The sequence below is a fragment of the Novosphingobium endophyticum genome (assembly GCF_014640675.1).
In the GTDB taxonomy this organism is placed as follows: domain Bacteria; phylum Pseudomonadota; class Alphaproteobacteria; order Sphingomonadales; family Sphingomonadaceae; genus Novosphingobium; species Novosphingobium endophyticum.
This window is the reverse complement of the sequence record NZ_BMHK01000057.1, coordinates 1-12,698: the sequence shown is the minus strand read 5'-3', so window position 1 is coordinate 12,698 and position 12,698 is coordinate 1. Positions and strand designations below refer to the sequence as shown.

Annotated in this window: 10 protein-coding genes and 4 pseudogenes; 4 read left to right on the top strand and 10 right to left on the bottom strand. The window is 62.0% G+C overall.

The features are described from left to right. Positions 1-154: 154 nt before the first annotated feature. Positions 155-1,072: a HEPN domain-containing protein gene (locus IEX32_RS19445; RefSeq protein WP_188773199.1), complete on the bottom strand. Its 918-nt coding sequence runs from the start codon at positions 1,070-1,072 to the stop codon at positions 155-157. A gap of 329 nt (positions 1,073-1,401) precedes the next feature. Here IEX32_RS19445 and IEX32_RS19440 point away from each other — a divergent pair, with 329 nt between their 5' ends. Beyond that, complete coding sequence (locus tag IEX32_RS19440) at positions 1,402-1,614, top strand: helix-turn-helix transcriptional regulator (RefSeq protein WP_188773196.1); 213 nt, start codon at positions 1,402-1,404, stop codon at positions 1,612-1,614. Here the strand turns inward: IEX32_RS19440 and IEX32_RS19435 are convergent. Next, on the bottom strand, positions 1,611-2,828 hold the full coding sequence (locus IEX32_RS19435; RefSeq protein ID WP_188773195.1) for a tyrosine-type recombinase/integrase: 1,218 nt from the start codon (positions 2,826-2,828) through the stop codon (positions 1,611-1,613). The two genes, IEX32_RS19440 and IEX32_RS19435, sit on opposite strands and share 4 nt — an antisense overlap. 399 nt (positions 2,829-3,227) lie before the next feature. On the opposite strand from IEX32_RS19435, the gene IEX32_RS19430 reads away from it, so the two are divergent. Beyond that, on the top strand, positions 3,228-4,406 hold the full coding sequence (locus IEX32_RS19430; RefSeq protein ID WP_229736510.1) for a tyrosine-type recombinase/integrase: 1,179 nt from the start codon (positions 3,228-3,230) through the stop codon (positions 4,404-4,406). A gap of 302 nt (positions 4,407-4,708) precedes the next feature. Here IEX32_RS19430 and IEX32_RS20795 read toward each other — a convergent pair. The 7 genes and pseudogenes from IEX32_RS20795 to IEX32_RS19400 all read right to left on the bottom strand — a co-directional run. Then, positions 4,709-4,898, bottom strand: a pseudogene (locus IEX32_RS20795) (IS110-like element ISMno25 family transposase); the annotation flags it as partial. Between the two features lie 54 nt (positions 4,899-4,952). Next, positions 4,953-5,102: pseudogene (locus IEX32_RS21185) on the bottom strand (hypothetical protein); the annotation flags it as partial. Positions 5,103-5,374: 272 nt separating this feature from the next. After that, the gene (locus IEX32_RS19420) at positions 5,375-6,388 is read right to left on the bottom strand and encodes an alcohol dehydrogenase catalytic domain-containing protein (protein WP_188773192.1); all 1,014 of its coding nucleotides are present in this window, start codon (positions 6,386-6,388) and stop codon (positions 5,375-5,377) included. Further along, the gene (locus IEX32_RS19415) at positions 6,385-7,584 is read right to left on the bottom strand and encodes a sulfotransferase family protein (protein WP_188773191.1); all 1,200 of its coding nucleotides are present in this window, start codon (positions 7,582-7,584) and stop codon (positions 6,385-6,387) included. Before IEX32_RS19415 ends, IEX32_RS19420 begins: the two co-directional genes overlap by 4 nt. Positions 7,585-7,603: 19 nt before the next feature. Then, a complete protein-coding gene (locus IEX32_RS19410; protein ID WP_229736509.1) occupies positions 7,604-8,395 on the bottom strand; it encodes an SDR family NAD(P)-dependent oxidoreductase in 792 nt (263 codons plus the stop codon). After that, positions 8,392-9,570: a DUF1214 domain-containing protein gene (locus IEX32_RS19405; RefSeq protein WP_229736508.1), complete on the bottom strand. Its 1,179-nt coding sequence runs from the start codon at positions 9,568-9,570 to the stop codon at positions 8,392-8,394. Before IEX32_RS19405 ends, IEX32_RS19410 begins: the two co-directional genes overlap by 4 nt. 17 nt (positions 9,571-9,587) lie before the next feature. Next, the gene (locus tag IEX32_RS19400; protein WP_188773190.1) at positions 9,588-10,100 is read right to left on the bottom strand and encodes a VOC family protein; all 513 of its coding nucleotides are present in this window, start codon (positions 10,098-10,100) and stop codon (positions 9,588-9,590) included. Between the two features lie 123 nt (positions 10,101-10,223). On the opposite strand from IEX32_RS19400, the gene IEX32_RS19395 reads away from it, so the two are divergent. Next, positions 10,224-10,886, top strand: coding sequence for a TetR/AcrR family transcriptional regulator (locus tag IEX32_RS19395; RefSeq protein WP_188773189.1), 663 nt, complete (start codon positions 10,224-10,226; stop codon positions 10,884-10,886). A 131-nt stretch (positions 10,887-11,017) separates the two neighbouring features. On the opposite strand, the pseudogene istA reads toward IEX32_RS19395, so the two are convergent. After that, positions 11,018-12,319, bottom strand: a pseudogene (gene istA / locus IEX32_RS19390) (IS21 family transposase); the annotation flags it as partial. Between the two features lie 135 nt (positions 12,320-12,454). Between istA and IEX32_RS19385 the strand changes: the two are divergent. Continuing rightward, a pseudogene (locus tag IEX32_RS19385) lies at positions 12,455-12,604 on the top strand (transposase); the annotation flags it as partial. Between the last annotated feature and the right edge of the window lie 94 nt (positions 12,605-12,698).

Here is a 12,698-nt window from a genome sequence, read left to right as displayed (position 1 = left end):
GTGACCCGCGTCGCCATCTCCGAAATCTCCCCATCAAACAATTGGGGACTCACAGATTCAGCACTCTCACCAAATGTCACGCGCTAATTCACCCGATTGCCCTGCAGGCATGATCCTACACTATTGACGGGGACGCCAGATTGCGGGCACGTCGCTATGCCGCCGCCTTTTCCAACTCGACGATCCTTTCGGTGCAGACCTGATGCACAACGCGTCCGAGTTCCTCGACGCGTTCGCCGAGCCAGATGAGTTCCTCCTCACTGACTCGGAAGTGCTTGGAATATCTAGCCTTCGTGTATGCTTCCTTCAATTTCTGGAACATGGCCCGCTCGCGCCGGTTGCCTTCGGGCCAGATGCCGTAGATGCGCCGGTCAAGCCCTTCAGCTAGCGAACGTAAGAAGGCGACATTGTGGTTGAATGGTGTGTAGTAGGTTAACGTGAGAAGCAAGCAACCGTAGAGCCTTTCGGTTGCCTGATGCAGGTCAAACGCGGCGTCCTTCAGATAGCCTTTCTGAAGGTAAAATTGCGCGCCTTCGTATCGCTTCATTGCTGACGGGAATCCCTCCTCGAAATACTCCCTCGCCGCGTCCAGCGCCTGCTGCGGCGTCTTGGGCTTGGGCGTGTGCAATTCGATATCGTCGGCCTCGTAGAGGGCGATACCGTCCTTCTTGATCTCCATGAAGAACACGCGACCGTGCGCGAGGCCATCGTTCACCTCGTGGAGGCTGTGCACGATGAAGTTGACCGGCGTGCGCAGCGTCTTCTCGATCGTGTAGGCACGGATCAGCCGCTCCTCGCACTTGGCCCAATAGGCGGCGCGGTCGGTCATCTCCTTCTGACTGACGATGACCAGGATGTCGTAATCGGACTTGTACTGGTTGGCCGACAGCGGCGCATCGACCCAGTCGCCCCGCGCATAGCTGCCGAACAGGATCACCTTGAGAATCCGCGCGCCCTTGCGCCTGCCGGTGGCATGCTCGGTCGCGGCGCGGAATTCGTCGAAGATGATCTCGACGACATGCTCAAGCTCGCGCTGCTTGGCCGGGGGAAGATGATCGAGATCGGTGCGCATATCCATGAGAATCTTCGGGAATTGATCGCGCTTTGGCAAGCCGAAACGATCCGGCGCCATCAATACCGCTTGCGGCGATTCGCCGGTTTCCGGAACGGGATGGGTTCTGAGAGCACCAAACAGACAGGCGCAGCCGGCGGCGAGACGGCATGGGAAAAATGTTCAGTCCCCCTCAGTGCACGACTGCGGACGCCAGAGAACGACAGCGTACGACAGGGCTGGACAAGGCCCATTTGCACAGGTGCCGGGCACTCTTGCACCGCGCGTCCGCAACCATAATTCTGGTCCCAGGGGAGCCTTGCCAACACCAGACGATGGAATATTGCCCCATGTCCCATGCCGAAAGGATCATCCGCCTCAGGACCGTTCTTGCCCGCACCGGTCTGTCCCGTTCCACCCTCTATCGCAAGATCGCCGAAGGCACATTTCCGCGCCAGGTGCCGATCAGCATCCATGGCGCGGGCTGGTACGAGTCCGCCGTCAACCGGTGGATTGCCGATCCTGCCGGCTACAGGGCCGAGGAACTGGAACATCGGGCTTAGGAGGCACGGCGGGCAGGCTGCTTGTTCTTACGCTCAGCAGCAGCGTTGGTGCCTACCTGCTTTCCGCAATAGCTTGCCCATGCTTCCATAAGCTTGCGGCGCTTGTCGAACAGGTCGCCGCGGCGGTAGGCGGCCTCGGCCTTGTTGCCGATGGTGTGGGCCAGCGCCATTTCGCAGACCTCATGTGGAAAGCCGGTGGTCTCGGATGCCCAGTCGCGGAAGGTCGAGCGAAATCCGTGGACGGTGACATCCGAGGCCATGCGCCGCAGCAACATGGCCATGGCCATCGTCGACAACGGCTTCCTGGGCTTGGGGCCGGGGAAGACATGCCCCTCCCCTCCAGGCTCGTACATGGCCTCGACGATTTCGATCGCGCGCGGTGACAGCGGAATGCGGTGCTCACGCCCCGCCTTCATGCGCGCGGCGGGGATGGTCCAGATCTTTTTCCCGAGGTCGATCTCGTCCCACTGCGCGCCCAGCACTTCGCTGGTCCGGGTGGCGGTAAGGATCGTGAACTCCAGCGCCCGTGCCGCCACGGCGCTACGGCCGCGCAAGTCCTCCATGAATTTCGGCATCGCCTCGTAGGCAAGCGCCGCGTGGTGCCCTCGCGACAGACGCTGCCGCTTGGGAAGGAGTTGGTCGAGATGCCCCCTCCAGCGCGCCGGATTCTCGCCCGAACGGTATCCCTTGGCCCTGGCGGCATCGAGCACATTCTCGATCCGCCCGCGCAGCCGCTCGGCGGTTTCCGGCGTACGCTTCCACAGGGCCTGCAGGACATCGAGCACATCCTGGGTCTCGATCTGGTCGACCGGTTTGCCGCGCATCGGCTGGGCATATTTGGTCAGCGTCATCGTCCACTGCGCGGCATGCTTGGCGTTGCGCCATGAGGGACGCATCGCTTCGACGTAGGCGTCGGCGCATTCTCCGAAAGTGGGAATGGTATCATTCCTGGCGCGCTCGATCCGGGGATCGCCGCCAGTCGCCAGCACCTCGCGCAGTCTGGCTGCTTCGGCACGGGCATTAGCCAGCGACAGGTCGCGGCCGCTACCCAAGCCCAGTTCAGTGCGCTTGCCGTTTCGCGCGTACATGAAGATCCAGCGGCGCCGGCCATGCTGGTCGATGAACAGGTAGAGCCCGCCGCCGTCGGAATGCCTGCCGGGCGCCTTGAGCTTGGCCGCCTGAACCGCGCTCAGCTTGTTGATCGCTCTCGCCATAAGCCGTCACCTTCGGTCCCACTTATGGTCCCACTTTATGCGCGAGATTGGGGTGGATGTCGAGCGACGGGATGGAACCCCACAATGGCCTATATTCCCAGCTTTTCCTGCTATTCCCGCATCATTTGGGACATCACGGGATTCTGTGAAACCCCCATATTGGCGGACACCCTCTCCGCCAATCACGCTTTTTCAGACAAGCTCAAATCGTCTCAGGACGTCTCAAAAATCGTTCAAAATCAGACGATTGCAGAAAATCGGTGTCTCGGGTAATCTCAAATCGGATCCTTTGAGCGCGCAGCAAAAGAGGGTCCCAAAGAGGGTCCCGATCCGGACCCGATTTGAACCGGCAACCTTTGGCCCATGGCGGGAAGGGGTCTTGAACAGGAGTTCAAGATCATGAGCAGTCGCGCCCTGCACCGCCTCTCGGCAACACGCATCGCTGCAATCAAGGAACGAGGCCGCTACGGCGATGGCGGCGGCCTGTTCCTTTTCGTCGATGCCACACGCCGGCGCTGGTTGTTCCGCTACACCTGGCACGGAGCCAAAATGGAAATAGGCCTCGGTAGCGCCCGTTCGGTATCCCTGGCCAAAGCCCGCGAGAAGGCCGCCGAGTACCGCGCCATGATCAGCGAGGGGAAAAATCCCAAAAGGGAACGCGCCAAAGCCGATCGCCGCGTCACCTTCGGCGAGTATGCCGACGGCTTCGTGGAGACGATGTCGCCATCGTGGAAAAACCCCAAGCATGTCGCGCAGTGGAAGATGACACTGACCGTTTACGCGGCACCGATCCGATCGTTGCTGCTGCACGAGATCGATACCGACGATGTTCTCAAAGTTCTGAAGCCGCATTGGAGCCGAGTCCCCGTAACCGCGGACAGGCTGCGCGGACGAATCGAGAACGTGCTCGATGCCGCCAAGGCGAATGGCTTGCGCGAAGGCGAAAACCCGGCGCGGTGGCGAGGCCACCTCGATCAACTTCTGCCCCGGCGGCGCAAATCCTTGCAAGGTCATCATGCGGCCTTGCCGTTCAACCGAATCAAGCGATTCATCAGAAAGCTGCGAGAGCGCCCCGCGGTCGCGGCACGCGCGCTTGAATTCCTGATCCTTACAGCAGCCCGCACTGGCGAAGTGCTCGAGGCCGAACGGCAGGAGATCAACCTGCGCCAGAAGGTCTGGACTGTCCCCGCGGAGCGAATGAAGGCGGGGCGCGAGCACCGCGTGCCGCTGTCGGATGCAGCCCTCGCCGTTCTGACAGCCATGCCGGAGAAGTCACGCACGGGTCTGATCTTCAAACGTTCGAATGAAGGCAAACCCCTCACCATCATGGCCATGCCCATGCTGCTGCGCCGGATGGGCATTGAGGAAACGGTGCACGGGTTTCGTTCCACCTTCCGGGACTGGGCATCGGAAACGACCAATTTCCCAAACGAAGTGTGCGAGATGGCCCTGGCTCACACTATTCCAGGCAAAGCGGAAGCGGCCTACCGGCGAGGTGATCTCTTCAACAAACGCCGCAAACTGATGGATGCCTGGGCCAGGTACTGCGGTTACGAAACCGGCCCTGCCAGCAGTTGAATGCTAAAGCCCGGCACATAGACGGGCGTGCCGGGCTTTCAGCATGCCGCTCGCGCGGCCTTTTCCGAATTATCTCTATCGGCCTCAACAGTCAGTTGGGCCGTGGAGCAGTCTGCGGGAGCATCGTTTGAGAGCCGGCCGCATCCGACAGGCAGTATCGTCATCGAACGCCGTCACGGCGCTGCGAGACGCGGATGGCTCACCCGAACTGCCATTGGCTGCGAACTGAAAATTTTTCTCCGGCAGATCCACGGCGCGGGGCAGCCAAAGCCAGATTGAACAATATGTAACCCCGTCATTGCCTTCATGGTCACGCCCTCAAGTACCACGCCATCAACAGCAACCGCCAAAGGGCGATCAGCAATTTGCGAGCGAGGGCAACGATCATCACCTTGCGGACCCGGCGACCGGTAGAACCCGCTCTGTTCACGGAACCAGACAACCTGGGCGCTGCCAGAACCATGCGAGTTCGACCATCACCGTTTGGAGCCGGTTGATGCGGGCGAAGGGTGCCTCGAACTCTTCGCCGCGATTGTGTTCCATGCCCGACCGGTAGCGCTGCATGAAGTGGTATCGCCCCGCCGCCCACGCGCCATGGATCTCAATCACGTAATTCCATTCGGTCGGCCTGATCTGCGGCAGGAAGCGCGGCTTCAACACCTCGACGATGAAGGCGTCACAGGCCGCGACAATCATTTGCTTTTCCGCGTCGTGCGGCAGATTGGGGCGTGCCGCGCGGGTCGTTTGCATCCACTGTTTCGTTCTGGCCTTATCCCTGATCCGTTTTCGTCCTTCTCGGCGCTTATCGCATGAGGCGGTGCGACGGCGGAACAATCGAGTAGCGGCCGCGAGGTGCCGTTCTCGTCGGATCACCTAGTCATAGTCCGCCAGATTCTATCCACCAGCCGCCGCGTCCAGATTCTCTACGACCAGTTTCGTCGGTGCCAGCCTGCTCGATGCATTTGCGGTCATCCCCGAAGATCCGGCAGCACATGGATCTTGGTTTCCTCGTTCGGGCCGCGTAGCATCTCCATCGTCTCGGGCAGGCGCGTGAGCGGAACGGTATCGGTCAGGATCACCTTGGGGTCGGCATGGCCCTTGTCCATCTGGTCGGCGATATAGAGGAAGTCACGCATCTCGTAACCGACGAGGAACTGGTAATTGAGGCACTTGTACGCCGCCGTCGCGGGCACCAGCGGATCGGGCCGCGTGCAGAAGCCGAGCGAGACGACGCGGCCGTACAAGGGCGCGTGCATGGCCGACTTCATCAGCATCCCTTCCGCGCCGACGCATTCGTAGACGATGTGCGGCGAACCGCCGAGCGCTTCGACGCTTTCGGCCACCTCGTTATCGGAGTACGGGATGAAGGCATCCGCCCCCATCTGCAGGCAAAGCTCGCGCCGCCGGTCCGATCGCGACATCGCGACGATACGCCGCGCGCCCAGCCGCCGTGCCCAGTAGATCGCATAGAGCGCGACCGTGCCGCCGCCGAGGATCAGCACATCGTCGCCCGCCTGCAAGCGTGACTGGCGCACGCCATAGAGGCTGACCGCGAGCGGCTCGATGAGCGCACCGTCCGCCATCGACAGGGTTGAGGGCAGTTTCACCGCAAGTTCGGCGGGCAAGCGCGCAAGCTCGGCAAAGCCGCTGGCCGCATTCTCGCCCGTGCGGCACATGACATGATTGCCACCGGCACACCCGGGACAATGGCCGCATGCGCCCGAGGGTAGCACCGATATGCGGTCGCCAAGCGTCAGGCCCTCGACATCGCGGCCCAGCGCGACGATCTCGCCAGCATATTCATGACCGAATTGCGCGTCGGGGCCGTAATCCCACGTCTCACCCCTGGTCATCGCAAGGTCGGTGCCGCAAATGCCGCAACGATGCACGTTGATGACGATGTCGGACGGACCCGGCTCGGGATCGGGCAGATGCTCGATGCGGATCGGTTGGCCTTGGCCCGGATAGATCGCTGCCTTCATGCCGCCGCTTCCTTGCGTTCGATAAGGTCGAAGCGCTCGACATAATCGCCGAAGGCTTCGCGAACCTGCTCCGCCGTCATCCCGAAATCTGCAATGTCGTAGCGGTGCTTGCCGTGAGATAATTCGGGCTTTTCCTCAATGCGCTGCGCCATCGCGGCCTCGATGTCGCCGGGAATGTCCATGTCGACGAAATCGTAGATGCGCGCGATCACACCCGCCGGATCGCGGTGGAAATCCGAATGGACGACATCGATCACCTGGCCTGGATGCTGCTCCCGCACCGCGTCGGCGCTGCGCACCGCATGCGCCCATTTCACGGTCTCGCGCGCCATCATGATGCGAGCGCGCTGGTCGGCCGGCCGCTCCTCGAAGATCGGGTGGAGTTGCATGAGGAGCGAGCAGAGCGAGGGCACTGCCTTGGCCGGATCGCGGTGCGTCTGGATCACCTTGGCGTCAGGAAAGACGGCGAACAGCAGGTCGAGATTCTCGATATGTCCGGGGTTCTTGAGCAGCCAGCGCTTGTCGGGATCGTTGCGGCCGATCAGCTGCACGCAGCGGTGGTAATGATCGTAGGCCGGCGCTTCGCTCGCAGATTGCCACCATGCGTCGTAGGTCGCCGCCGGCCAACTGCAGCTCAATATATTGCTCGTGAAGCTCTGGCTCAGCAGCATGCAGCATTCGTGCACGTCCTCCGCTGCCATACTGTGCGCCGCACGTTTGCCGGGGGCCTCCCGGTAGCGGTTTTCGAGCACTTCCACGGTCTTGCGGAATTCGGGAAAATCGGACCAGGTTGCGCGCGGCGGGCGCGGCATCGGGCTGTCCAGCAGCCAGCTCTGCAATCCCTGGAACCGATCGTCGACCGCCATCAGCCGGTGCAGCGCGGTGGTGCCGCTGCGCGGAATGCCAATGATAACGACGGGCGCGACGATGCGCTCGGCATCGAACCCGGGATTGGCCTTCATCGCAGCGATCGCAAAGGCGCGGGCTTTTAGTGTGTTCACCACATGCCCCCAGGCGTAGCGGCGACCCTGCCCGGTGAACTGCGGATCGTAATCCATCGACTGCAAAAGCGTGCGCAACCCCGGCAGATAGTCGTCCGGACCAAAGTCGTCCGCGCCCACTTCGCGCGCGACGAGCGCGTGCAGTTCGTCGAGCGCCATTTCGAATCGAGACGGAGGAGCGTAGCTGTCGTCCATTATTGTTAGGCCTTGCCTGTCAGTCCGTGTCGATCATGCCCTTGAGTTGCGGGCCGCCGCCGACGGTAAGCGTTTCGCCGGTGATATACGCTGCCGCGTCACTTGCCAGGAACGCCACGGCCTGCGCGACTTCCTCGGGCGTGCCGGGCCTGCGCAGCGGAAAGGCCTTGCATGCGCTCTCGACGTCGAAGCCCATTTTTTCCCAGCTCAGCTTTGCCTTGCGTGTTTCAGTCATGCCGGCCGCGACGGCATTGACGCGAATGCCGCGCGGCCCCCATTCGGCCGCAGCGGTACGCGTCAACATCTGCAGTCCCGCCTTCGCCGCCGAATAGCCTCCGGTGCCCAGCGTGCCATGCTGCCCGGCAAGCGAGGATATGTTCACGATGACGCCGCGGCTTTCCGACAGATGCGGGTAAGCGGCCTGTGAACAGAAAAAGGCTGAAGACAGGTTGAGATCGAGATCGCGTCGCCACTGCTCAGGCGTCGCCTTGCGCAAAAACGCATAATGCGCCGCGCCCGCATTGTTAACGAGGATGTCGAGCCGCCCGAATTCCTTCACGGTGCGTTCGACGAGAGAGGCTGCCTGGTCGGGATCGGTGACGTCACCCGTAACGGCAAGCGTTCGACGACCACTGGTCTCGCCGATGTCCGTAGCCGCCTGTTCCAACCGCTCGGCACGGCGCGCGGCAATGGCGACGTCGGCGCCGCGTTCGGCGAGCAATTGGGCGATGGCACGACCGATGCCGTCGCTGCCCCCGGTGACGAGCGCGACGCGCCCATCGAGACCGTAAATCTGCAGCGTCTTCGTCACCACCGCCGTCTCCTCTGGCACGCACGCACGCGGCGCGAGAGTTCCTCGCGCCGTTCTTCCGGCGTAACGATGGGCGTGTCGGTGGGCATATGGTTGCGAAGATCAGCGAGCTTCACGCGTTTTATCTCGGGCGTCGGGCAGCTATCGGCCTCGTACCAGCGGCCGTAGATGCCGCCTTCGGTAAACCCTGCCGGGTCGAGCCAGTTGGGCACGCCGGGATCGGTGAGCGAGATTACCGCGCGGAACTTGCCGTCGCTGCTCAGCTTCGCCATCGCGCCATTCGTGCTCGACAGGCGGTAGACATATTCAAGCGCGTTGAAGAGGGGGTCGTTGAGCTGGAAATTCCAGTAGCGTACATTGCTCGGGATTTCGGTCTCTACGATCAGCGCTTCGTCATCTTCCAGCTGGAAGATGGCAGGCAGGTACATCTGCTTGGTCAGCGCGCCTTTCATCTTCTGCGGCAGGAAGGTGTTGAAGCCGACCGCGTCCTTGATCTTGTTCTGCAGCGGGAAATAAAGCCGCGTCTTGCGCACGGGCAGCTTCGCCATCCCTTCCATTCGCTCGGCAATGTCGTCGGGGGTCAGGCGCGGCTTGGGCTGCACGGCATCGAGGCATTCGATCGACAATCTCGGATCGACCTCGTTCAGCCAGTCGTAGCTGCGGAACCGCACGAATACTCCCGTCGCCTCGGGATGAATCGGAGCCCAGTTGCCCTTGTGTCCGGAGGGGCGTTCGGCGCTGAAGAGCAGTTCAAAATCGCCATTATCCTCATAGACGATGTCGTCGTCATCGATGTCGTTGTGGCCGTAGAACTCCGACATGTCGTCGACCATGCCCGACATTCCGTGCTGGCTGGTGAAGCTCAATATATGGATCGTGCCGCGATTGCCGCTTACGCGGTAGCTGAGATCACCCCGGATCGGGCTGTAGAGGTAGATGTCGTCGGGATTGGGCTGGAGCGTGTAGACTGGGTTCCACAGCGGTGCCCAGTCGGGATGCTCGGGCGTCGCATGGAACCAGGCGAAATAGCCGTAAGACAGGTTCATCATCGCCTGCCGATAGAGCTCGGCACGGTAGGCGAGATCGTCGGGCTTCCAGGTGTTGGCCAACTCGGCCACCGCGTCGCGGAGCGGGGCGAGATGGTCGAATATGTCGTGCGATAGCCTCTCGGTCACTTGGCGGTCGCTCCCTGTCAATTTGCCGGGACGCTTGCGAAAAATTCTCGTCCGGCGTCAGTCGGCCAGAGATATTCGAGATAATGGCCCAGCTCGGGTACATCGACGAAACAGCTTCGCATGAACCCTGGCGTTTCGTTCTCATACGGCACGGCGAAGCCCTGGCGCTTCGCCTCGGCGTGCACCGCGTGCCATTGCGCCTCGTCGGCGATCATGAAGCCCAGATGGTGGTGCCGGATCGCGAATTCGTGGGTGCCGAGCCGCCCGACGTAAAGCTCCGACCCAGGCCCGGTCGCGGTGATAAGCTCGTACATCGTCGGCCCCACCCATGCGAGTTCGACGCGGATATGCCCGCCCGCTGGCGTAGCCCCTTCGAGCGAGCGGAACTCTGCAATGCCGAGGCGCTCAGACAGCCAATCGCGCGCGCGGTCGATATCGTTGGTGGCGTAGGCGACCTGGAATTGCTCGGCACATAGAAGGCCCTTTGCCGGGGTGCAGGATGCGGAAGGTCGCCGCAGCGCGTTCGCCATGTCCTCGTCCTTTTGCCTAGATCATTCCCGCAACGCCGGGACTCGACCTAGTAGATAGTAATTACTATCTTATGCCCTGTGAGCGGCTTCGTTCAAGCGAATAATCCATTTCGAAGGTGACTGATGACGAGCAAGCCGAAGAAGGAACCCGCAAAACGCACGCGCCGAGCGCCCGGCGAGATTCGCAAATTGTTTCTCGATGCCGCTGCGCACGAATTCGAAACCTATGGTTACCGGGGCGCGACCACCGCCGCCATTGCCCAGCGCGCCGGTGCGACGGAAGCTCAGCTGTTTCGCTATTTCCAGTCAAAGAATGACCTGTTTCGGGCCGCGATCTTCGAGCCGCTCAACACGCATTTCTGCGATTTCATGGCGAGTACGCTGGACGTGGACGACAACGCGAAAAGCCTGCGCGAGCGCGAACAGGCCTATATCACCGAACTGCAGCGCTTCATGCGCGAGCATTCGCGGCACCTGATGTCGCTCATCGTCGCGGAAACGCACGGCGCACGCGACCTTGACGGCTTCAGCGCGATCCCGGGGCTCGAGGAATATTTTGCGCGCGGTGCCGCCATGATGCGCAGCCGCTACCAAGGCGAGCCGCCAATCGCCCCCGAATTGCTGGTACGCGTGTCCTTCGCCGCGGTGATGGCGAACGTGCTGTTCAAGGACTGGCTGTTCCCCGAAGGCATGGCGAGCGACGCGGCGATCGCGTCCGCGATCATCGACTTTACAATCGACGGGCTGTCGAGCGGTCCACCGCCACCGGGGGACGGGATTGAATAAAAAGGTGGCGGAATTTGAGCAATCAAGACGAAGAATTCGCGCGCAAATTCCTTGCAGTCCTGTCAGCAGGCCAGCTTCTAGACGAGCTGCTCACCGTCGACATGCAGGCGTCGACCTCGTCGGCGGGCGAATGGGTTGGTGGCCAGAACCCGAACAAAGCGCCGGTCGGCATCGTCTCCCTTGCCCAGCTTGCGGCGCAACTGCGCGAGCGCGGGCGGCAAATCCCAACCCTGGAAGGGCGCGCCGTTGCGCAATGCTCCGGGCTTGCGGGCAAGCACCGGTAGGTAATGCCAGGGATCGAGAATTGTCTGGTTCCGGCCGAACACGCGCGCATGCTCGGCAACCACACTGCCCTCACAGCGGACCACGATCCGGTCGGCATAGGCGCGTAACTGAACTGTCTGACGGGCCGCGCTGGCCATGACCGAGTACCGGTTCCGATCGAAAGTCACCAGGCACGTCGAGCTGGCCACGTGTTCACTCTCGAAGAACCCGTCGAAGGGTGACGGCAATAGCTGGAGCATTGTCCGTTCCGTCTCGAGTGCCTGCGCGATCATGGTATCGTCCAGGTCGGGGTGGGCATTGCGCTCGGCCCAGCGCCGGCACTCGGCCTCCAGCCAGGCGTTCAGTTCCTCGATGCTGGCGAAGCGCAGGCGCGGCTTGAACAGGCGTTCCCTGCTCGTCTGGACCTGGTTCTCGACCTGACCCTTCTCCCATCCCGCCGCCGGGCTGCAGGCCACCGGTTCAACGCCGTAGTGGTCGGTCATGATCAGGAACCGGCGGTTGAACACCCGCTCCTTGCCGGTGAAGACCGTCGTCACCGCCGTCTTCATGTTGTCGTAGATTCCGCGTCTTGGAACGCCACCAAAGAAGGCAAAGGCGCGGGCGTGCGCGTCGAACACCATCTCCTGCGTCTCGCGCGGATAGGCTCGCACGAACGGCGCGCGCGACCAGCAAAGCCGCATATGCGCCACCTTCACGCGCATCGGCTTGCCCGCGATCTCCACGTCCTCGTGGCTCCAGTCGAACTGGTAAGCCTCACCGGGGCGGAACATCAACGGAATGAACACCTTGCTCATATCCCCGGCATCGACACGACGCTCACGCTTCCAGCGCGCCGCATAGCGCCGGACTGCATCATAGGAGCCCGTGAAGCCTTCACGCTGCAGCAGGTCGTGGATCCGCGTCAGCCGTAGCCGGTCACGCCGCGGCAAATCCTCATTCTGTTCCAGGAGTTCCTCGAGGCGACGGCTGAACGGACCAGTCCGGGGGCGGTGCTGCTCCTTCCTCTCGTAGCTGAAATCCGCATCCGGCGCGCGCACCGCCTTGCGCACCGTGTTGCGCGACAGACGCAAATCCCGCGCTATCGCCTTGATCGATTTACCGTCCCTGTGCTCCCGTCGTATCCTCGCAATCGTCTCCACTACCAACATCCCTGTACTCACCGTTCGGAAGCCCAAACGGCGGCGCCTCACACAATGAGATGAAGGGGGTCAATTTTAGACGCCGTGAGTAGCCCCTAGATTTCTGGACGCCTTCTATCCTAATTTTGAGGACAGGAGGCGACGATGGGGAAGCCCAATTTCAGCGATGAGTTCAAGCGTGATGCGGTGGCCCAGATCACCGAGCGTGGGTATCCGGTAGCGGAGGTTTCACAGCGGCTCGGCGTCAGTCAGCATTCGCTCTATGCCTGGAAGCGGCAGCTGGCTGCGGATTCCGACGATCCCGGTCGGCTATTCCAATCTGATCCCGGCCATCATTCCGATTTGATCCCGGCCGGGTAGAAGCCAGATCGTGGTTGATTAATGACGC

Bases quoted from the DNA above. Each gene is read 5' to 3' on its own strand.
- IEX32_RS19440 (WP_188773196.1), top strand. From the start codon at position 1,402: ATGTCCCATGCCGAAAGGATCATCCGCCTCAGGACCGTTCTTGCCCGC.
- IEX32_RS19415 (WP_188773191.1), bottom strand. From the start codon at position 7,584: ATGGACGACAGCTACGCTCCTCCGTCTCGATTCGAAATGGCGCTCGAC.
- IEX32_RS19435 (WP_188773195.1), bottom strand. From the start codon at position 2,828: ATGGCGAGAGCGATCAACAAGCTGAGCGCGGTTCAGGCGGCCAAGCTC.
- IEX32_RS19395 (WP_188773189.1), top strand. From the start codon at position 10,224: ATGACGAGCAAGCCGAAGAAGGAACCCGCAAAACGCACGCGCCGAGCG.
- IEX32_RS19445 (WP_188773199.1), bottom strand. From the start codon at position 1,072: ATGCGCACCGATCTCGATCATCTTCCCCCGGCCAAGCAGCGCGAGCTT.
- IEX32_RS19430 (WP_229736510.1), top strand. From the start codon at position 3,228: ATGAGCAGTCGCGCCCTGCACCGCCTCTCGGCAACACGCATCGCTGCA.
- IEX32_RS19420 (WP_188773192.1), bottom strand. From the start codon at position 6,388: ATGAAGGCAGCGATCTATCCGGGCCAAGGCCAACCGATCCGCATCGAG.
- IEX32_RS19400 (WP_188773190.1), bottom strand. From the start codon at position 10,100: ATGGCGAACGCGCTGCGGCGACCTTCCGCATCCTGCACCCCGGCAAAG.